Source organism: Nocardia asteroides, assembly GCA_019930625.1.
Taxonomy (GTDB): Bacteria; Actinomycetota; Actinomycetes; order Mycobacteriales; family Mycobacteriaceae; genus Nocardia; species Nocardia sputi.
In genome coordinates this window covers 992,678-1,013,594 of the sequence record CP082844.1, presented here as the reverse complement: position 1 = coordinate 1,013,594, position 20,917 = coordinate 992,678, and the positions used below count along the sequence as shown (strand labels likewise).

13 protein-coding genes, 1 tRNA gene and 1 pseudogene are annotated in these 20,917 nt (G+C 68.5%); 7 read left to right on the top strand and 8 right to left on the bottom strand.

Annotated elements, in window-relative coordinates; genetic code table 11:
- Positions 1 to 209 precede the first annotated feature (209 nt).
- Positions 210 to 737: pseudogene (locus K8O92_04565) on the top strand (recombinase family protein).
- Here K8O92_04565 and K8O92_04560 read toward each other — a convergent pair.
- From K8O92_04560 to K8O92_04540, 5 genes are all read right to left on the bottom strand, one after another.
- Positions 666 to 1,028, bottom strand: a complete 363-nt coding sequence (locus K8O92_04560; protein UAK33266.1) for a hypothetical protein — start codon at positions 1,026 to 1,028, stop codon at positions 666 to 668. The pseudogene K8O92_04565 and the gene K8O92_04560 overlap by 72 nt on opposite strands.
- Before the next feature lie 3 nt (positions 1,029 to 1,031).
- Positions 1,032 to 1,418: a hypothetical protein gene (locus K8O92_04555; protein UAK33265.1), complete on the bottom strand. Its 387-nt coding sequence runs from the start codon at positions 1,416 to 1,418 to the stop codon at positions 1,032 to 1,034.
- A gap of 182 nt (positions 1,419 to 1,600) precedes the next feature.
- A tRNA-Arg gene (locus K8O92_04550) sits at positions 1,601 to 1,673 on the bottom strand.
- 128 nt (positions 1,674 to 1,801) lie between these two features.
- Positions 1,802 to 3,271 carry an NAD(P)/FAD-dependent oxidoreductase gene (locus K8O92_04545; protein ID UAK33264.1) on the bottom strand — a complete coding sequence of 490 codons (1,470 nt, stop codon included), beginning with the start codon at positions 3,269 to 3,271 and terminating at the stop codon, positions 1,802 to 1,804.
- An 82-nt stretch (positions 3,272 to 3,353) separates the two neighbouring features.
- Positions 3,354 to 4,496: an acyl-CoA dehydrogenase family protein gene (locus tag K8O92_04540; GenBank protein UAK33263.1), complete on the bottom strand. Its 1,143-nt coding sequence runs from the start codon at positions 4,494 to 4,496 to the stop codon at positions 3,354 to 3,356.
- 573 nt (positions 4,497 to 5,069) lie between these two features.
- Here K8O92_04540 and K8O92_04535 point away from each other — a divergent pair.
- From K8O92_04535 to K8O92_04525, 3 genes are all read left to right on the top strand, one after another.
- The gene (locus tag K8O92_04535; protein ID UAK33262.1) at positions 5,070 to 5,465 is read left to right on the top strand and encodes a metalloregulator ArsR/SmtB family transcription factor; all 396 of its coding nucleotides are present in this window, start codon (positions 5,070 to 5,072) and stop codon (positions 5,463 to 5,465) included.
- Positions 5,462 to 6,472 carry a cation diffusion facilitator family transporter gene (locus K8O92_04530; protein ID UAK33261.1) on the top strand — a complete coding sequence of 337 codons (1,011 nt, stop codon included), beginning with the start codon at positions 5,462 to 5,464 and terminating at the stop codon, positions 6,470 to 6,472. The genes K8O92_04535 and K8O92_04530 overlap by 4 nt, the downstream gene beginning before the upstream one ends.
- Positions 6,473 to 7,167: 695 nt before the next feature.
- The gene (locus K8O92_04525; GenBank protein UAK33260.1) at positions 7,168 to 8,808 is read left to right on the top strand and encodes a long-chain fatty acid--CoA ligase; all 1,641 of its coding nucleotides are present in this window, start codon (positions 7,168 to 7,170) and stop codon (positions 8,806 to 8,808) included.
- Positions 8,809 to 8,824: 16 nt separating this feature from the next.
- Here the strand turns inward: K8O92_04525 and K8O92_04520 are convergent, their stop codons facing one another.
- From K8O92_04520 to K8O92_04510, 3 genes are all read right to left on the bottom strand, one after another.
- Positions 8,825 to 9,373: an HD domain-containing protein gene (locus tag K8O92_04520; GenBank protein UAK33259.1), complete on the bottom strand. Its 549-nt coding sequence runs from the start codon at positions 9,371 to 9,373 to the stop codon at positions 8,825 to 8,827.
- 118 nt (positions 9,374 to 9,491) lie between these two features.
- A complete protein-coding gene (locus tag K8O92_04515) occupies positions 9,492 to 9,884 on the bottom strand; it encodes an SCO5389 family protein (protein UAK33258.1) in 393 nt (130 codons plus the stop codon).
- Positions 9,885 to 9,946: 62 nt separating this feature from the next.
- Positions 9,947 to 10,990 (bottom strand): nitronate monooxygenase, encoded by a 1,044-nt coding sequence (locus K8O92_04510; protein UAK35431.1) that lies wholly within the window; start codon positions 10,988 to 10,990, stop codon positions 9,947 to 9,949.
- Positions 10,991 to 11,213: 223 nt separating this feature from the next.
- On the opposite strand from K8O92_04510, the gene K8O92_04505 reads away from it, so the two are divergent.
- The 3 genes from K8O92_04505 (at position 11,214) to K8O92_04495 (ending at position 20,846) form a co-directional block, all read left to right on the top strand.
- Complete coding sequence (locus K8O92_04505; protein UAK33257.1) at positions 11,214 to 12,086, top strand: M23 family metallopeptidase; 873 nt, start codon at positions 11,214 to 11,216, stop codon at positions 12,084 to 12,086.
- Between the two features lie 143 nt (positions 12,087 to 12,229).
- Complete coding sequence (locus K8O92_04500; protein UAK33256.1) at positions 12,230 to 13,213, top strand: LuxR C-terminal-related transcriptional regulator; 984 nt, start codon at positions 12,230 to 12,232, stop codon at positions 13,211 to 13,213.
- Between the two features lie 292 nt (positions 13,214 to 13,505).
- Positions 13,506 to 20,846, top strand: coding sequence for an amino acid adenylation domain-containing protein (locus K8O92_04495; protein UAK33255.1), 7,341 nt, complete (start codon positions 13,506 to 13,508; stop codon positions 20,844 to 20,846).
- Positions 20,847 to 20,917 lie beyond the last annotated feature (71 nt).

Here is a 20,917-nt window from a genome sequence, read left to right as displayed (position 1 = left end):
GTTTGGCCGACCTGATGGCCGAAGCCCGCCACCCCAACCGCCGCTTCGAGGCGGTCGTGGTCGAGGAGATCGAACGCGCCGCCCGCTGGACCCACCAGTCCACCCAGCTCGAACACGAGCTGGAGAAAGTCGGGGTGCCGCTGTTCGCCGCCGACGAGGGCCCGATCTCGCTGTCGGAGAAACGCGCCACCCAGATCCTCGTGCGCCGCATGAAACAAGGTGTCGCCGAATGGTTCTTGCGCCACACCCTCGAACAATCCTGGGAAGGGTTCCGCGAACACACCTTTCAAGGCTGGAACATCGGCAAAGCCTGCCACGGCTACCTCAACGAGAAAGTGCCGCACCCGGTCGCGGCGAAACGAGAGGAAGGCCGCACCAAGTCCCGGCTCCTCGTGGACCCAGAACGCGCACCGGCGGTGGTGCGGATCTTCCAGCTGCGCCACGACGAGAACCTCGCCTACCAGGTGATCGCCGACCGGCTCAACGCCGACCCCGACCGCTACCCGCCCCCGCAACCCAACAGCGGCAAACGCGCCCGGGGCCGCTGGTCAGGTTCCTCGGTCCGCGAAATCCTGATCAACCCAAAATATACCGGGCACATGGTGTGGAACCGGCGCGCCAGCAAGAAAGGCGGCGCGCTCGTCCCGCCCGAGAAATGGGTATGGTCACCGCAGCCCACCCACGAACCCCTCGTCACCCGCGCGGTGTGGGACGCGGTCCAGAAGAACCGCACCACCCGCCAAGGGTCGCGGATGAGCGTGAAGAACACCCACCCCGACACCCACCGCACCTACGTACTGCGCTCGTTCGTGCACCACCAGCAGTGCAACAAACGGATGTTCGGCAAGACCCGCAAGGGCTACGGCTACTACACCTGCCAACCCAAACTCGACCTCGTCGGCAAACCCGAGGAATACGCCGACCACCCCCGCGCGGTGTACGTGCGCGAAGACAAGCTCCTCGCCTGCGTCGAGACGTTCTTCAACGAACGCATCTTCGGCCCCGACCGCGCGACCCTGCTGCGCCACCAGCTACGCGGGCAGTCCTCGAGCAAGGGCCACGACATCGAACAGCGGGCCGCCGCGATCGAGAAGACCCTCACCGACATCACCCGACGACAGGACAACGTGCTCGCCGAGCTGGAATCGCGTCCCATCACCGGCGACGACGAGTTGTCCCAAGCCTGGGCCGAACGGCTGAGACGCCGCTACACAGAACTCGAAAAGGAACGCCGGACCAAGAATGCCGAGCTGGAGACGCTGCGTGAACAGGTCGCCCGGCAACGCCCCGACGAACCCGCTCTCCTGGACCACCTGCCCCGGCTGACGCTGCATCTCACCCGGGCCCCCGATGTCCTGCAACGTGACTTGTACGAGGCATTCGGGATCAAGATCGTTTACGACCACACCGGTAAGCACGTGACCATCTACGCCACCCTGACCGAAGAAACACTCCCAGATGCCGCCATGGCCGCCGCGCCGCTGACCCCTGCTACGACCCCCGAAACGGGGCCCGTACCGCCACCAGCCCACAGGGGCGGCGGTACGGGGCAACCCGGCACGCCATGGGAAACCGCTACTACGGTTGCCCATGTTCTTCGTGCCCCCGGCAGGATTCGAACCTGCGACACCCGCTTTAGGAGAGCGGTGCTCTATCCCCTGAGCTACGAAGGCATGGTGGGCTCGGGGCCCACCAGGGACGTCCCGCAGTCTACCGGGTCGAGGGTCCGGGGGCTGCATTGCTTCCCGAAGGGCCTGGACAGCCGGGTGTGCCGCGGGGTGGGGAGGGCGCGGGCGCGGTCTCAGTGCGGCGCGGGAGCCTGTGCCTCGTCATAGTCGGCGGGGTCGAAAGTTCTTGTCTTCCAGCGATAGAGCACGGTTGCGCCGGGCCAGTTGTTGGTGATCCGGCCGGAGGCGTTTCGGTACCAGCTGGAGCAGAAATTCCAGGGGGTGTCCTTCAACCGTTTCTGCAGCCAGTCGTCCCAGCGTTGCTCGGCGGCGGGGCGGGCGGCGAGGTAGCGGCCGGGGCGGTCGGTGAGGTATTGCACGACCTGGCGGATGTAGCGAGCCTGGGATTCGAGCATGTAGATGATGGAGCCGGCGCCGACGTTGGTGTTCGGGCCGTACATCATGAACAGGTTCGGGAACTGGGGCACGGATAGGCCGAGGTAGGCGCGGGCGCCTTCGTCGCCCCAGACGTCGGCCAGCTTGCGCCCGCCGAGGCCGTAGATGTTCATCGGCGCGAGGAACTCGGTGCCCTTGAAGCCGGTGCCGTAGACGATGACGTCCACTTCGTGCTCGACGCCGTCGGCGGTGCGGACTCCGGTCGGCGTGATCGCCTCGATGGCGGTGGTCTCCACGGTGACGTTCGGCTGCGCCAGCGCGGGGAAGTACTCGTTGGAGAACAGTCCGCGCTTGCATCCCGCCGCGTAGTCGGGCGTCAGTTTCGCGCGCAGTTCGTCGTCGGGAACCTGCTTTTGCCGGTGCCGGTCGGCCAGCGCGATCACCGGGGTCTTGATGGCCGGGATGTCGGTCAACCCGAGGGCCAGCGCTTCGAAGACCGACCAGATGGCGAAGCGCTCGGCGAGGCGGGTGGGCGGGAGGTACTTGAACAGCGCATGGTGCAGGGCGCTGTACTCGACATCGGCCTTGGGCAGCACCCACGCGGCCGAGCGCTGGAACAACGTGAGGTGGGCAGCGCCCGGCTGAATGCGCGGGATGTACTGGATCGCGCTGGCCCCGGTACCGATGCAGGCGATGCGCTTGCCGGTCAGGTCGACGTCGTGGTTCCACTCGGCGGAGTGGAACGCGGGACCGGTGAAGGTCTCGATGCCGGGGATGTTCGGCATGGCGGGGCGGGAGAGCTGGCCGACCGCCGGGATGAGGATGTCGGCGGTCAGCTGCGCGCCGTCGGCCGTACGGACGGTCCATCGGCCGGTGCACTCGTCGAACTCCGCGTCGATCACCTCGGTGCCGAAGCGGATGAAGCGCCGCAGGCCGTGCTTGTCGGCGACGTCTTGCATGTACTCGTGGATGTCGCGCTGTTCGGAGAAGCGCCGCGGCCAATCGGCTCTGGGTTCGTAGGACCAGGAGTACAGCGGGGAGGGCACGTCACAGGCCGCGCCGGGGTAGGTGTTCTCCCGCCACACGCCGCCGAGATCGGTGGCGCGCTCCAGGATGGTGAAGGTGTCCAGCCCGGCCCGCCGCAGCTCCAGCGCCATGCCGAGCCCGCCGAATCCGGCTCCGATGATGATGATGGACGGCGTCGTCATACTCCGAGCGTACGGAAGAGTATCCGCAGGTCCGAAGACATCCGCGGTCAATCAATCGGCATTTCCGGCCATGCGGTGCTGGTCAGTTCCCGGCGAGCTGGCGCGCGATAACCAAACGCTGGATCTGGTTGGTGCCCTCGAAGATCTGCATCACCTTGGCCTCGCGCATGTAGCGCTCGACGGGGAAGTCCTGGGTGTAGCCGTAGCCGCCGAAGACTTGGACCGCGTCGGTGGTGACCTTCATGGCGGCGTCGGTGGCGACGAGCTTGGCCACGCTGGCCTGGCGCGAGTACGGCAGCCCCGCGTCGCGGCGGCGGGCGGCGTCGAGGTAGGTGGCGCGGGCGGAGTCGACGGCGGCGGCCATGTCGGCGAGGACGAAACCGAGCCCCTGATGGTCGATGATGTGGCGGCCGAACGCCTCTCGCTCCTTGGCGTACGCGACGGCTTCGTCGAGGGCGCGCTGCGCCAGGCCGGTGGCGACCGCGGCGATGCCGAGACGGCCGGAGTCCAAGGCGCTGAAGGCGATCGAGAGCCCTTGGCCCTCGGCGCCCACCCGACGTTCGGCGGGCAGGAACGCATCGTCGTAGGCGGCGGTCGTGGTGGGCACGGCGCGCAAGCCCATTTTCTCCTCGGGCTTGCCGAAACTGAGGCCCTCGGTGTCGTGGGGGACCAGGAAGCAGGAGATGCCGCGGGAGCCCTCCCCGGTGCGCGCGAACAGGGTGTAGAAGTCGGCGCGTCCGCCGTTGGTGATCCAGGCTTTGGCCCCGGTGATCCGGTATCCGCCCTCGACCGGGGTGGCGCGGCAGCGCAGCGCGGCCGCGTCGGAGCCCGCGTGCGGCTCGGACAGACTGTAGGCGCCGATGGTCTCACCGGAGAGCATTCCGGCCAGCCAGCGTTGCTTCTGCTCCTCGGTGCCGAAGACGAACAGCGGATGACAGGACAGGCTGTGCACGCTGACCGCGACCGCGACGGCGGCCCAGCGGGCGGCGAGTTCCTCGAGAACCTGGAGGTACACCTCGTAGGGCTGCGCGCCGCCGCCGTATTCCTCCGGGTACGGCAGGCTGAGCAGTCCGGCGGCGCCCAGCGCGGGGAAGACGCCGTCGGGGAAGATCCCGGTCTTCTCGCACTCGGCGACGCGGGGTTCGAGCACCTTGTCGGCGATGTCGCGAGTGAGCTCCAGCAGATCCCTGGCCTCGGGGGTGGGCAGCATTCGGTCCACTGGCATGTCGTCTACTCCGCGGGTCGCTCGGTGCGTTCTCGTGATTCACAGTAGCCGGGCGCTGTGCGAAGGTCACCGGCTCGTCCTGGCATACCGCAGACGGTCTCCGGCCCTGGCGATCGCGACACGAATCCGCAGGGGATGGCCCAGCCGAACATCACGGTCCGGAAGAGATCCTCGCGAGTGGCCACATTTCAGTGCAGAATGACCCGATCGAAGCGGTGTAGCGGCCCTCCGCCGCTGGAGGGCGAGTTGCGGCACTCGGGGGAGCGGCGGGCTGCACGTGCAGCTGTGTGTACAGGTGCGCGTGAACGTGTCTGCGGCGTCGACTCATTCGTGCTGGTCACCGTGGGTTTGTCGCGGGTAAGCCGAAATCGTGCGTGCGCCTGCAATATTGCTCTGTCTCATTCAGGTGATATTCGCTCGATCGTCTGGCGCACTGACGCCACACTCGACTAAGACAGAAGGCTGTTGGGATACGGGGTCGACCGGTGTGTCGGCGGCGACGCAGGGGGTGCCGCCGCCACACTGGCCCGGAGCCCACTGGTACCGGGCCCTCGTCCGTTCTACTATCTGCATATGAATGCAGATAACCAGGAATCGCGGCCACTGCTGGCGCAGGATCAGGTCGGACTGGTTGTCGAGGTGTTCCGCATGCTCGCCGACCCGACTCGGGTCCAAGTGCTCTGGGCGCTGGTCGACCGGGAACTATCGGTGAACGACTTGGCGGGACAAGTCGGCAAGCCCGCGCCTTCGGTCTCGCAGCATCTGGCCAAACTGCGGATGGCGCGGTTGGTGAGCACCCGCCGATCGGGGACGACGATCTTCTATCGGCTGGAGAACGAGCACGTCCGGCAGTTGGTCGTGGACGCGGTGTACAACGCCGAGCACGCTGGACCTGGTGTTCCGGCGCATCACCGCGGCGCCGGCGCGGTGCGCGAGCTTCCCGGCCGAGACGAGGCGAGCGCGTCATGACCCACCGGCACGACCATCACTCCCATGCGCTGCATCAGCACCGGCACCGGTCGGGGCCAGTCGGTGTCTTGCGGGAAATCTTCGTCCCGCACAGCCATGACGCCGCTGACAGCGTGGACGACGCACTGGAAGCCAGCGCGGTCGGCATCCGCGCGGTCAAGATCAGCCTGGTGGTGCTCGGGTGCACCGCGGTGCTGCAATTGGTGATCGTCGCCGCGTCCGGCTCGGTGGCCTTGGCCGCGGACACCGTGCACAACTTCTCCGACGCGCTGACCGCCGTTCCGCTGTGGATCGCGTTCGCTCTCGGCCGTAAGGCCGCGACGCGGCGCTATACCTACGGATTCGGCCGGGCCGAGGACCTGGCCGGCCTCTTCGTCGTCGCGATGATCGCCCTGTCGGCGCTGATCGCCGGATACGAGGCGGTGCGTAGATTGCTCGATCCGGTGCCGCTCGAGCATCTGGGCTGGGTCGCCGCAGCCGGGTTGGCCGGGTTCCTCGGCAACGAGACGGTCGCGCTGTACCGGATCCGGGTGGGGCGGCGGATCGGCTCGGCGGCCTTGGTCGCCGACGGCCTGCACGCGCGCACCGACGGGTTCACGTCACTGGCCGTCCTGCTCGGCGCGGGCGGAGTAGCGCTGGGCTTCCCCCTCGCCGACCCCATCGTCGGCCTGCTCATCACCCTGGCGATTCTCGCGGTGCTGCGCACCGCGGCGCGCGACGTGCTGCGCCGGTTGATGGACGCCGTCGAACCCGGATTGGTCACGGCGGCCGAGCGGGCGCTGGCCGCCGAACCGGGCGTGCGAGGCGTGCGCAGCCTGCGGATGCGGTGGATCGGTCATCGTCTGCACGCCGACGTCGAACTGGACGTCGCCCCGACGATCACGCTCGCGGACGCGCATCGCATCGCGCACGAGGCCCAGCACTCCCTCACCCATGTCATGCCCAAGTTGGACACCGCGGTGGTGCACGCCTATCCGGCACACACCGAGGTAGCGGCGCCGAATTGACCGGCTGGAACTGAGGGCGTCCGCCATCGGATGGGTGCCGTGCGGCATTCCCGCCGGGCTTGCCCGAGGCGGCCTACCGTTGGGTAGCATCGCCGTGTGACGTGGCTCATGGTCGGTGCGTGCTGAACCATGCCGGCGCGTGTATCGACCCTTTCGAAGCTGCCTGACCTGCTACGAAGCAGTCACATCCCGGGAAACATCGACGCGGGGGATGAGCGTCCCGCCATCCGGGTAGGTCCGTGCGGGCATGGGCGAGTCGTCTTCGACCGGGCGCGCGGCGACGGCCATGCCGTGCCGAGGGTCCCGGTCGGCGTGAAACCTTCGTTCGCCGCCTACTCCGCGTCCAGAAGTGCGACGGCACCGAACACGCATTCGCGCATAGCGCGTGGACTGCTGGAGCGGGACGAGTCGATCGGCCGCCACATTCCCGAACATGCCTGCCTGGGGGCGGAATTCATCACGATCGGGCGGACAGTCGCGCGCCGGTCCGTGGGGAGCCAGCCGCCGAGGCCGTCGCAGGAGCCCATCCCGAGCGCGCGTTGTCTCGCGCGGTGCTCACCAGCGGCGAACCGACTCCGTATCCCGAAGTGATTCGTTGGGTGGGATCGCTCTACGGGGTCACGTCGCAGACCCCGAAGGTGGCCGAAACCGACTTGGCTTTCTGACGGGAAGTCACCGAAGAAAAAGGAGTTCCGATGTTGAGCACCATGCAGGACGAGCCGTTGTCGCTGGCCACGTTGCTGCGCTACGCATCGACGTTCGCCGGCGATTCGACCGTGTCCACCTGGACCGGTACCGGCGTGCGCACCATGACCTACCGCGAGGTCGGCGCCGAATCGGCTCGTTTGGCGAACGCGCTGCGCGGGTTGGGCATCGGGGTCGGCGACCGGGTCGGCACGTTCATGTGGAACAACAACGAGCATCTGGTCGCCTACATCGCGGTGCCCGCGATGGGCGCGGTGCTGCACGCGCTGAACATCCGGTTGTTCCCCGATCAGGTCGTCTACGTGGCCAATCACGCCGAGGACCAGGTGGTTCTGGTGGACGGCACGCTGGTGCCGCTGTTCGGCCAGATCCTGCCGCACCTGGCGACCGTCCGCCACGTCATCGTGGTCAACGGCGACGCGGCGACACTCATCGCGCCCGAAGGCGTTCAGGTGCACTCCTACACCGAGTTGCTCGGTGCGCAGCCGGATACCTACGACTTCCCGGTGATCGACGAGCGCTCCGCCGCGGCGATGTGCTACACCTCCGGCACCACGGGCGACCCGAAAGGCGTGGTGTATTCGCACCGCTCCAACTGGCTGCACGCGATGCAGGTCGGCGCGAACAACGGGATGGGTCTGCTCGGCACCGACACCATTCTGGCCATCGTCCCGCTGTTCCACGCGAACGCCTGGGGCCTGCCGTACGCGGCGCTGATGTCCGGGGCGAATCTGCTGATGCCGGACCGGTTCCTGCAGCCGGGCCCGCTGCTCGAGTGCATGGCCGCGCAGAAGCCGTCCTTCGCTGCCGCCGTGCCTACCATCTGGGGCGGCGTGCTGGCCGGGCTGGCGGCCAACCCGCAGGACATCACGCACCTGCGCGCGGTCGTGGTGGGCGGTTCGGCCGTCCCGCCCTCGATGATGCGCACCTTCGAGGACAAGCACGGCGTGCGAGTGCTGCACGCGTGGGGCATGACCGAGACCTCGCCGCTGGGCAGCGTCGCGCATCCGCCGGCCACCGCGCTCACCGACGAGGACAAGTGGGCCTACCGGGTGACCCAGGGCCGCTTCCCGGCCGGTGTCCAGGCCCGCCTGGTCGCCGACGACGGCAGCGTGGTGCCCAACGACGGTGTGTCGCTGGGCGAGCTGGAAGTGCGCGGTCCGTGGATCACCGGCTCCTACTACTCACCCGACGGCACGGCGGTCGACCCGGAGAAGTTCGACGACGGCTGGCTGCGCACCGGCGACGTGGGCAAGATCAGCCAGGACGGTTACCTCACGCTGGTGGACCGCTCCAAGGACGTGATCAAGTCCGGCGGCGAGTGGATCTCGTCGGTGGATCTGGAGAACGCCGTGATCGGGCACCCGGCGGTCGCCGAGGCGGCGGTGATCGGTGTGCCGGACGAGAAGTGGGACGAGCGCCCGCTGGTGGCGGTCGTGCTCGCCGAGGGCGCCGAGGCCCGGCCGGAGGAGCTGCGCGACTTCCTGGCCGACAAGTTCGCCAAATGGCAGTTACCGGAACGCTGGACGTTCATCGCGGAGGTCCCGAAGACCAGCGTGGGCAAGTTCGACAAGAAGCGGTTGCGCGGCCAGTACGCCGACGGCGATCTGGAAGTCACCACGCTCGGCTAGACCCGCTGCCCCCGCGTCACCACTTCAGCATCGGCAGTGGTGACGCGGGGTGGCTGCGCATCCGCCGCGCGGCCAGCGACACGAGCCTGCGGTGGAAGCCGTGGTTGGGATAGCGCTTCGCCAGTTCGCGGTAGGTACCGCGGGAGATGCCGAACCGGCCGAGCAGACCCAGCTCGACGTCGATCGCGTCGGCGCGCCGGAAGATCTCGACCGGGTCGTGCGGCGGGCCCGCGGGGCGCAGCTTGTGATGCTGGTCGATCATGGACACCACCAGCCCGGTCAGGTCGTCGCGATCGATGCTCGCCAGCCAGGCGCGTGCCTGGTCGCAGGAGGGGGAGAGGTAATCGAAGCTGCCCGCCGACCAGATGCCGATGTCGTGCAGGGCGGCCGCGGTCAGGAACTCCTCGCGGGCGCTCGGTGGCGGTTGCCGATCTGTGGCGAGCAGGTCGCACAGCGCTAGGACGCGCAGCACGTGATTGGTGTAGGCGGCGCGGTCCGCCCCGAGCTGTTGCTGCCACGGTGCGAGCCGGGCTTCGACCTCTTCTCGAAGATCGTTGCTGCTCATGGCGGTTCACCCTACGCGCAGGCGGCCGTGGGGGACGGCGGCGACGCGCCACCTCACACGCGAAAACACCCGGCACGGGCAAACAGTTTGCCCGCGCCGGGTGTTCGGTTCGCGCCGATCAGCAGTTGCGCAGTTCGGGGTTCTGGTTGAGCAGTTGGGCCCGGGTGCCGATGAACGTGGTGTAGGTCTCGCCGCCGACCGCGGAGAGCGGGAACGCCGCGACCCGGTGGCAGTTCTGGAAGGCGAGCTTCACGCCGAAGTGCCGTTCCAGTCCACCGCGAATGGCGTCGCTGGCCATGGCGCGCAGCAGTTGTCCACGAGCCACCTCGTCCGGCGGCGGAACCACGTTGTCGGCGTATTCCGCGGTGCCCGAACGCAGTTCACCGGCGACCCGGCTGACTACTTCCCAGGCGTAGGGCAGCGAGTTGCGCACGACCTCGACGAAATCGGCGTCGTCGACCTCGCCGCGCTCGGCGCGTTCGAGTAGTGCGGTGGGGACATCAAGGGACATGGCGCTCTCCTCCAGTGCTGGACGTCGATGCGATGCCCGAGTCTAATCGAAAGTCGTTGTCATCAATGCCGGATTCGGCGTGAAAGCGCCTTTTCCAGTGCGCTTTTCGTGTCCGCGGCCAGTGCCCCGACCAGTTCGCCCGCGGGTAACTCCGGTGTCAGCGCGTGGGTCTGGCCAGCCCAGAGGTTGACCTCGTCAGGATTGCTCGCCGCGCGTGCTTCGGCGCGCAACGGTGCGGTGGCGTAGTGGATCTCAGGGTATCCCGCCGGTGCGGTTGCGGTGTGTTCCACCAGGAATCGGTTACGCAACCCGCGCGCCCTGCGTCCGGTGAACGCGCGGGTGAGCATCGTCGGGGTATCCCCGGCCAACGCGGCGCGGTGTACCGGATTGGTCCCGGCCTCGGGGCAGCGCAGGAACACGGTGCCCAGCTGCGCGGCGGCGGCGCCCGCCGCGAGCGCCGCGGCGATGCCAGCACCGGTCGCGATGCCCCCGGTTGCCACCAGCGGGCGGTCGACAGCGGCGGTGAGCAGTTGCAGCAGCGCCAGCAGGCCGAGTGGGTCGGTCGCGTCGTCGGCGGGGCGATCCACGAACGTGGCCCGGTGTCCGCCCGCCTCGGCCCCCTGGGCGATGAGCACGTCGGCGCCCGCCTCGACCGCCAGGCGCGCCTCTCCGACGGAAGTGACGGTCACCCAGACCTCGGAACCGGCGGCGTGCAGCCGTGCGACCTCCGCAGCGCTCGGGCAGCCGAAGGTGAAGGACACGGCCGCGACCGGGTCGGCGACGAGCAGGTCGAGTTTGGCGTCCCAGTCATCGGTGTCGAATCGCGGGTCTCCGAGTCGGTGGTGGGCGCCGAGTTCGGCGAGGTAGTCCGCCAAGTCGGCGGCGGGAGTGGCGGGGCCGGGGACGAAGAGATTCACACCGAACGGCTTGCCGGTGGCGGCGCGGGTCGCCGCGATCCGCGCGGCGGTGTCGGCGGCGCTCAGATAACCGGCGGCCAGCTGGCCGAAACCGCCCGCCTCGGCCACGGCGGCGGTCAGCTCGGGAGTGGAAGGGCCGCCCGCCATCGGGGCCAGCGCGATCGGAACGTCCAGATGGTCCAGGATCACGCTTCGAGTCTCCGTCACGGATCGAGTCTCGCTCATCTGGACGTGTGACCCGGACCTCACCAGCCTTTTTCGGCAGGAAGGTTGCGGAATGGTCACGACGAGGTAGAGTTCCCATCACAACGGATGCCAAACCGTTATCGCTCGACTTCACCGGATCGTTATAGAACCGGTTCGGCTCGGGCTCCGGCATCCCGGACCCTGTTCTTCGACCAAGGACTCAGCTTTGTCGCAGCACCGTGTAGGCCCCAGTTCCATTACCGTCCACAGCCTCCTGGGCGAGGGCGGCGAAAAGGGTCGGCCGACGCGGCACCGCGCCGAGCCGTCCGCCACCGAACGGGTGAAGGCCGCCGCCACGGCGGCAGTCGCCGCGGGCGCGCTGATCGGCGCCGCGAGCCAGGTCGCTCCCGCGCTGGCCTACGCATCGCCGCTGCTGCCCGGTTCACACGACGCCGACGAGAAGCAGGCCGCGCCCACCACCGTGAAGGGCTCGAGCATACTGCCGGTCGCCGAGGCGAAGGCCGCCGCCGAGCCGGTCGCCGAGGTCGCGCCGGCGCCCGCCACCGTCGCGGGCCAGATCGCGGCCCCGGTCGCCGCCCCGTTCGGGATTCCCAATCTTCCTCCGGAGATCGCCGCGCCCTTGGCCCACGCCGAAGAGGTCCTGAAGGGCGTGCAGCAGCAGGTCGCCCCGGCGCCCGCGGTGCGCCCGGTGGCCGGCGCGATCAGCTCCGGGTTCGGCAGCCGCTGGGGCGCCATGCACTACGGCGTCGACTTCGCCGACGCGCTCGGCGCGCCGATCCACTCGGTCAGCAACGGCACCGTGATCGAGGCGGGGCCGGCCTCCGGCTTCGGCTTGTGGGTGCGCGTGCTGCAGGACGACGGCACCACCGCCGTCTACGGCCACGTGAACGAGATGTTCGTGCACGAGGGCCAGCGGGTGAACGCGGGCGACGTGATCGCCACCGTCGGCAACCGGGGTCAATCCACCGGTCCACACCTGCACCTGGAGATCTGGGATCAGGCCGGCACCAAGATCGACCCGCTGCCGTACCTGGCCGCCAAGGGGGTGCCCATGCAGTGGGGCCCGTCTTCGCACTGACTTTCCCTATCCAACTTGCTATTCCGATCAGCGCTCGGTTGCGCGCGGCGAAGCTCCTCGCGTCCGGGTGACGCGGCAAACGGTTTGCCTCCGGCTCTCGCAGAGCCGCCCCAAGGGCACCGATCGGTCGCTAGGCTCGGGCCGTGATCGATCTGGGCGACATCTTCGAGCCTGGGTCACCGCACGGCCGCGCGTACGCCGTGCTGGTGCACCATCCGCGGTCGAGTCTCGCCGATATCGCGCAGTACCTGGGCGTTTCGGAAGACCTCGCCGCGGACTCGTTGGATGTGTTGTGTGAATTGCGCGCCGCGGTCCGCATCGAGTCGCCCGACGGCGAACCGCTGTGGGACGCGCACGCGCCGGAATCGTTGTCCGAAGCCGAGGCTCGGCGCAGGCAGCAGGAGATCAACCAGATGCACACTGCCGCAGCGCGGCTGAGCGAGACGTTCCGTTCGGTGCGTCGCTCGCCACGCGGCAACGGCGCGGTGGTGCCGGTGTACGAGCGGCTGGAGATGCTGGCGGATTTCGAGGAACTGCAGACCGGGGCGCGCAGCTGCGTCAAGCTGGTCGAGCGCGGCCCGTATCTCAGCGATCCGGAACGCGAACGTCAATTGTTCGAGCTCAAACGGGCCAGGCTCGGCGAAGGCATTCGCTATCAGACCTTGTACCAGGACACCGTTTACCAGGATCCCGACCGGCTGCGGCACGCGCTGTCGACGAATGCCAGCGGTGCGCAGGCCAGAACGCTGCCCGAGCCGCCGTTCAAGCTGATCATCAGCGACGACGAGCGGGCCAGCCTGGTGCTGCACGGCGACGAACGCAGGCCCGACCCGATGGGGCTGCGCATCACCGGCTCGCCCACGCTCGAGCTGTTGATCAAGACCTTCGACGTGCTGTGGGCGATGGCCGCGCCCATTTCGGTCAATCCGGCCGCGGAGGCGTTGGACGAACGCGACCGCGCGATCCTGACCCTGATGGGACTCGGCGCGACCGACGACACCATCGCGCGCAGACTCGGGATGTCCCGGCGCACGGTGGTCCGCCGCACCGCACGGCTGCTGGAGCGGCTCGGCGCGAGCACGAGATTCCAGGCGGGGGTGCAGGCCACCCGGCGCGGCTGGCTGTGAGCAAGTTCACCGATTCGGGTACTCCTGCAACAAGACGGGCCCTGCGCCGATATAACGGCAGGCATCAGGCAAGACACCGATTCCAGGGGGAGGGGACGGTGTCCGACGAGAGGACGAAACCGAAGAAGGGGGCGCGGTCCGTACGGACGGAAGCCGCGGCAATCCAATACAGCGCGCGGGTTCAGCGGTCACTCCCTTATATGATTGCTCGGTCCGCGCTGGCCCCGGTTTACAAGCCCTGAGCAGGGTATGGTCCGGGTCCTGGCTCGATGCGAGAGGTGAATGCACTCGAATGGAAACCGCCCGTCGTTCCGCTCGCGGTAACCGTCGCCGCAGGTCGGGCAGTCCGCTCTTCGCGCAACTGCTCACCGCCGCGGTCGAGTCCGCCGCTACCGAGGTCGCGATCCGGTACAACCCGACCGGAGATCCGGCCGATGACCGGGAGCTCACCTACGCCGAGCTGGACGCGGCGTCCTCGCGGCTGGCCAGGGAACTCATCGAGCGTGGCGTCGGGCCCGGCGACGTGGTCGCCATCGGGATCTCGCGCAGCGTGGAGTCGGTACTCGCGGTCTGGGCCATCGCCAAGACCGGCGCGGCCTACGTGCCGGTGGATCCGACGTATCCGACCGACCGGATCAACCACATCGTCGCCGATTCCGGCGCGACGGTGGGCCTGACAACCTCGGCGCACCGCGCGGTGCTCGGCACCGGCGTGTACTGGATCGAGCTGGACGACCCGGTGCAGTCCGCGCGCATCGCGGCGCGCCCGGAGCATCCCATCTCCTACACCGACCGGGTCCGTCCGCTGGACGAGCGGCACCCGGCGTACGTCATCTACACCTCCGGTTCGACCGGCAAGCCCAAGGGCGTCGTCGTCTCGCACAGCGGTCTGGCCGGGCTGGTGGCCGCGGAGCGCGAGCACTACGGGGTGACGGAGGAGTCGCGCGTACTGCACGTCTGCTCCCCGAACTTCGACGTTTCGGTGCTGGAACTGCTGCTGGCCTTCTCCTCCGGCGCGACGCTGGTGATCGCGCCGCCGACCGTCTTCGGCGGTTTCGAGCTGGCGGATCTGCTGCGCCGCGAGCGCGTCACCCACATGCTCATTACGCCGGGCGCACTGGAATCGGTGGATCCCGCAGGGCTGGACGACCTCCAGGCCGTGGTGGTGGCCGGTGACAAGTTCGGCCCGGAACTGCTCGCCCGCTGGGCGGACGAGCGCGAGTTCTACAACGGCTACGGGCCCACCGAGGCGACGATTCTCGCCACCAGTACGCCAGCCATGACGCCCGGCGAGCCCATCACGATCGGTACGGCCATTCCGGGAGTCGGGGCTTTCGTGCTGGACTCGCGGCTGCGGCCGGTGCCCGCCGGGGTGGTCGGCGAGCTCTATCTGTCCGGGCCCGCGCTGGCGCAGGGCTACCTCAACCGGCCGGGCCTGACCGCGGAGCGGTTCGTCGCCAGCCCGTTCGGCGCCGACACCGGCAACCCCGGCGCGCGGCTCTATCGCACTGGCGACCTGGTGCGCCGCAGTGAATCCGTGGGCCAGGACGGCGGCGTCATCGAATACCTGGGCCGGTCCGACTTCCAGGTGAAGATCCGCGGTTTCCGCATCGAACTGGGCGAAATCGACAACGCCCTCACCAGCCACCCGGACATCGACTTCGCGGCCACCCTCGGCAAGACCTTGCCGTCGGGTGCGACCGCGCTGGTGGCCTACGTGCTGCCGCGGCCGGGAGCCGATGTGGACACCGGCGCGCTCGCCGACTACCTCGGGGAGTCGCTGCCCGCCTATATGATTCCGGCTTCGATCATGACGCTGGACGAGATTCCGTTGACGCCGGTGGGCAAGCTGGATCGGGCGGCTTTGCCGGAGCCGGTGTTCGCCGCTCGTGCTTTCCGTGCGCCGTCGACTCCGACGGAGGAGGTTGTGGCGGAGGTGTTCGCTGCGTTGTTGGTGGCGGACGGGGGTGGTCGTGTGGGTGTGGATGATGATTTCTTCGAGTTGGGTGGTAATTCGTTGTTGGCGGCGCAGGCTGCGGCGCGGGTGGGTGCGGCGTTGGGTGTGCGGGTGCCGGTGCAGTTGTTGTTCGAGGTGTCGACGGTTGCGGGGTTGGCTGTTGGGGTGGAGCGGCTTGCGGGGTCGGTGGCGGGTCGGGCGTTGGTTGCGGGTGTGCGGCCGGAGCGGGTGCCGTTGTCGTATGCGCAGCAGCGGATGTGGTTTTTGAACCGGTTCGATCCGGGTAGTGGGGTGAACAATATTCCGGTCGCGGTGCGGTTGTCGGGGCGGTTGGATGTGGGGGCGTTGCGGGCTGCGGTGGGGGATGTGGTGGAGCGGCATGAGGTGTTGCGGACGGTGTATCCGGCTGTGGATGGGGAGGGTTTTCAGGTGGTATTGCCGGTGGGGGACGCGCGGGCGGTGCCGGCGGTGGTGGTGGAGTCGGTGGAGGCTGCGGGGGTGGCTGGTCGGGTGGCTGCGGTGGTGGGTGAGGGTTTCGATGTGACGGTGGCGCCGCCGGTGCGGGTGCGGTTGTTGCGGGTGGGTGAGTTCGAGCATGTGCTGGTGTGTGTGGTGCATCACATCGCGGGTGATGGTTTTTCGATGGGGCCGTTGACGCGGGATTTGATGGCTGCGTATGTGCGGCGGTTGGGGGGTGAGGGGCCGGTGTGGGCGCCGTTGGCGGTGCAGTATGCGGATTTCGCGTTGTGGCAGCGGGAGGTTTTGGGTTCGGAGGATGATCCGGAGTCGGTGCTGGCGGGGCAGATCGCGTTTTGGCGGGCGGGTTTGGCGGGGTTGCCCGAGCAGTTGGAGTTGCCGGCGGATCGGGCGCGTGCGGCGGTGTCGTCGTATCGGGGGGCGACGGTGGGGTTCGAGGTGGATGCGGGGGTGGCCGCGGGGTTGGCGCGGGTGGCGCGTGCGCATGATGTGACGTTGTTCATGGTGGTGCATGCGGCGTTGGCGGTGTTGTTGGCGCGGTTGTCGGGGACGCGGGATATCGCGGTGGGGACGCCGGTGGCCGGGCGTGGTGAGGCGGTTTTGGATGATGTGATCGGGATGTTCGTCAATACGTTGGTGTTGCGGACCGAGATCGATCCCGCTGTGTCGTTTTCGGGGTTGCTGGCTGGGGTGCGGTCGGTGGATGTGGAGGCGTTCGGGCATGCGGATGTGCCGTTCGAGCGGTTGGTGGAGTTGCTGGATCCGCCGCGTTCGCCCGCGCGGCATCCGTTGTTCCAGGTGATGTTGACGTTCCAGAATTTGGTGGTGCCGGAGTTGGAGTTGCCGGGGTTGTCGGTGTCGGGGGTGGATTCGGCGGTGGGGGTGGCGAAGTTCGATCTGCAGTTGGCGGTGGCGGAGAGGTTCGATCGTGACGGTGGGGTGGGGGGTTTGTCGGCGGCGTTCACTTATGCCACCGATTTGTTCGATGAGGCGACGGTGCGTGATTTCGCGGATCGGTTCACCCGGATCCTGGCCGCGGTCGCGGCGGATGCGTCGGTGGTGGTGGGGGATATCGATGTGCTGGCGCCCGGTGAGCGGGATCTGGTGTTGCACGAGTGGTCGACGCCGGGTGCGCTGGTGCCGGAGGTGACGTTGGTGGATGTGATCACCAGCCAGGCGCGTAACCGCCCGGATGCGGTCGCGATCCGTTTCGGGGACACCACCTTGACCTTTGGTGAGTTGCAGCGGCGGGCGAATCGGGTGGCGCGGGCGTTGATCGCCCGTGGTGCGGGTCCGGAGTCGGTGGTGGCGGTGGCGGTGGCGCGTACCGAGGAATTGCCGGTGGCTTTGCTGGGTGTGCTGACCGCGGGGGCGGCGTATCTGCCGATCGATACCACCTATCCGGTGCAACGGTTGGAGTTCATGCTCGAGGACGCCGCACCGGTATGCATCCTGACCACCACGCAGGAGCAAGAAGCGCTGCCGGTCGGCGATATTCCGGTGATCCTGCTCGAGGAGACCAGCGGCTACGACGACGCGCGGGTCCGCAACCACGAGCGAGTGGCGCGGCTGCGCCCCGACCACCTGGCGTATGTCATCTACACCTCCGGTTCCACCGGTGTGCCCAAGGGTGTCGGGGTGGCGCATCGCAATGTGGTGGAGTTGTTCGCCAATACCCAGCCGTTGTTCGGGTTCGGTCGCGAGGATGTGTGGACGTTGTTCCATTCGTTCGCGTTCGATTTCTCGGTGTGGGAGTTGTGGTGCGCGTTGGCGCACGGCGGCACGGTGGTGGTGGTCGACTATCTGACCTCGCGGTCGCCGGAGCAGTTGCGTGAGTTGCTGATCCGGGAACGGGTCACCGTGCTCAATCAGACCCCCTCGGCGTTCTATCAGCTGGTGGAGGCCGATCGGGCGGCGGATGCGGGTGAGCTGGCGTTGCGGTATGTGGTGTTCGGTGGTGAGGCGCTGGATCTGCGTAAGCTGGGCCGCTGGTATGAGCGCCACGGTGGCGGGACCCGGCTGGTGAACATGTACGGCATCACCGAGACCACGGTGCATGTGTCGTTCCTGGCGTTGGATCAGCGGATGACCGCCAGCGCGGCCAGTGTGATCGGACGCGCGATTGCGGGTCTGGATGCGTTCGTGCTGGATTCGCGGCTGCGTCCGGCACCGGTCGGTGTGCCCGGGGAGATCCACGTCGTCGGCGCTCAGCTCTCGCGTGGCTATCTGGGCAGGCCGGGGTTGACCGCGACACGGTTCGTGGCCGATCCGTTCGGTGCGCCGGGTTCGCGGATGTATCGCAGCGGCGATATCGGCCGATGGCGCGTGGACGCCGACACCGCGGCTCTCGAGTACGCCGGGCGTGGTGATCAGCAGGTGCAGTTGCGGGGGTTCCGCATCGAGTTGGGCGAGATCGAGGCGGCGCTGCTGCGGTGCGAGGGCATCGGGCAGGCGGTCGCGTCGGTCCGCTCCGACGACCAGTCCGGACAGCGGCTGATCGGATACGTGGTGGCCGACACCGGCGCGCAGGTCGACCCGGTGCGGATCCGCGCGGAAGTGGCTGGGTTCTTGACCGGCTACATGGTGCCGGATGCTGTGGTGGTGCTGGACGCGCTGCCGCTGACCCCGAACGGGAAACTGGACCGTAAAGCGCTGCCTGCCCCGCAGTTCAGCTCCGGTGCGGTGTTCCGGGCGCCGAGTTCCCCGGTCCAGCAGGCCGTCGCCGAGGTGTTCGCCGGGCTGCTCGGCGCCGAGCGGGTCGGTTTGGATGACGACTTCTTCGCGTTGGGCGGCAACTCGCTGCTGGCCACCCGGGTGATCGCCCGGATCAACGAGGCCCTGGACGCGGATGTGGCAGTACGGGAGTTGTTCGAAGCACCCACCGTCGCCGGCCTGGCCGCACGGGTGATCCCCGGCGCCGGCGGCGGCGCGCGCCCGGTACTCGAACGCCGTCCGCGCACCGAACCGATCCCGCTGTCACTGGCCCAGCAACGGATGTGGGTACTCAACCAGTTCGACCCCGCCTCCCCCGCCTACAACATCCCCCTGGCCATCCAGCTACGCGGCGCGCTGGATGTCTCCGCGTTACGGCACGCCCTGGCCGACGTCCTCGAACGCCACGAATCCCTGCGCACCCGCTACCCCGCCGACGGACCCGGCGCCACCCCCTACCAGCAAATCCTCACCGTGGACCAAGCACTACCCGGCGGGCTGGAACTCACCGTCACCGACGACCCCCTCACAGCGATCACCGAGTTGATGCACACCGGCTTCGACGTCACCGAAGAAGTCCCCGTCCGCGCCCTGCTGGCCGAAACCGGGCCCGAGGAACACCTCCTGGCGTTCGTCGCCCACCACATCGCCGCCGACGGCGCCTCCATGGCCCCCCTGGCCCGCGACCTGATGACCGCCTACCTCGCCCGCATCGGCGGCAACTCCCCCCGCTGGGCGCCCCTGGAAGTGCAATACGCCGACTACGCCATCTGGCAACGCACCGTCATCGGCACCGACACCGACCCCGACTCCATCGCCGCCCGCCAACTGTCCTACTGGCGCACCCACCTCGACGGCCTCACCACCCAACCCGACCTCCCCCTCGACCGCCCCCGCCCCACCGTGCCCAGCATGCAAGGCGCCAACACCACCCTCACCCTGGCACCGCAAACCCACACCGCGCTCACCGCCCTGGCCCGCGAACACCACAGCACCCTGTTCATGGTCGTACACGCCGCCCTGGCCGTCCTGCTGGCCCGCCTGTCCGGCCACCACGACATCGCCATCGGCACCCCCATCGCCGGACGCGGCCAACGCGCCCTCGACGACCTCGTCGGCATGTTCGTCAACACCCTCACCCTGCGCACCCACATCGAACCCGCCATGAGCTTCACCCAACTCATCCACCACACCCGCGACACCGACCTCGCCGCCTTCGCCAACGCCGACATCCCCTTCGAACGCGTCGCCGAAACCGTCGCCCCCGCCCGCGCCACCACCCACAACCCCCTCTTCGGCGTCGTGCTGTCATTCCAGAACAACGAACAACCCACCCTCCAACTCCCCGGCCTCACCGTCACCGCCCTCGACCCCGGCACCGTCGCCGCCAAATTCGACCTCCAAGTCAACGTCACCCCCCACCACCACCCCGACGGCACCCCCGCCCACCTCGACACCATCCTCACCTACGCCACCGACCTATTCGACCAACCCACCATCCACACCCTCGGCCACCGACTCCACCGCATCCTCACCACCATCGCCACCAACCCCCACACCCCCATCGGCGACATCGACATCCTCGACCACACCGAACGAGAACGAATCACGGCCGCGGCCGAGCCGGTGAGCGTCGAACCGCTCACAGCGACCGCGGGCACGGCGCTGACCCAGGCGCTGGCAGCGGCGGTCGAGGACGACCCGGACGGCCCCGCGGTGGTCTCCGGTGAGAACGCCCTGTCCTACCAGGACCTCGACGCGCGCTCGTCGCGGTTGGCGCGGGTGCTCATCGCGCGGGGTTGCGGACCCGGCGCGGGCGTCGCGGTCCGGCTGGACCGCGGCCTCGAAGCCGTCATCGCCACCTGGGCCGTACTCAAAACCGGCGCAGCCCTGGTCCCGGTCGACGCACTCGACACGTCACTGCCGGACCACCTCGAAATCAAGGTCGGCTTGACGGTCGGCGGTTCCCGCTCGATCGGTGCGGTCGATTGGCTGGCACTGGACGATGCCACCGTCGTCGCCGAGATCGCGGCCGAATCACCGCGACCGGTCACCTACGCGCACCGCACGCGCGCATTGCGCGGCAACGACCCGGCGTTCGTCGGCGCGCAGGCGTTCAGCTACGACGACCTGGCCACGGCGGCGGGACGGCTGCGTGCGCGCACCGAGCTGACCTTCGAGTCGCGCACCTTCCAGCACGGCAGCCCGCAGTCGGCGGCCGCGCTGGTCGAGGTGGTCGCCGCCGGGTCGGTGGGCGCGTCGGTGGTGCTGGTCGTCGACGCGGACGGCGCGCTGACCGAGTCGCTCGCCGACGAATGGGTAAGTCATCTGGTGACTGATCGGACCGGGCTGGACAGGCTCGACCCGACGGCGTTGGAGGATTTGCACGCTGTGGTGCTCGACAATGGTGTCGGCGCCGTGCCCGCGGGACCCTGGACGAATGTGGCCGCTATCGTCGAGTTCACCGAGCTGTTCGACAGCGAGTGAAGCGAATCACAGTCAGACGCAAGCCCCCAGCTGTGTGACTATGCACACAGCTGGTTGGTTTGCTGTATCAG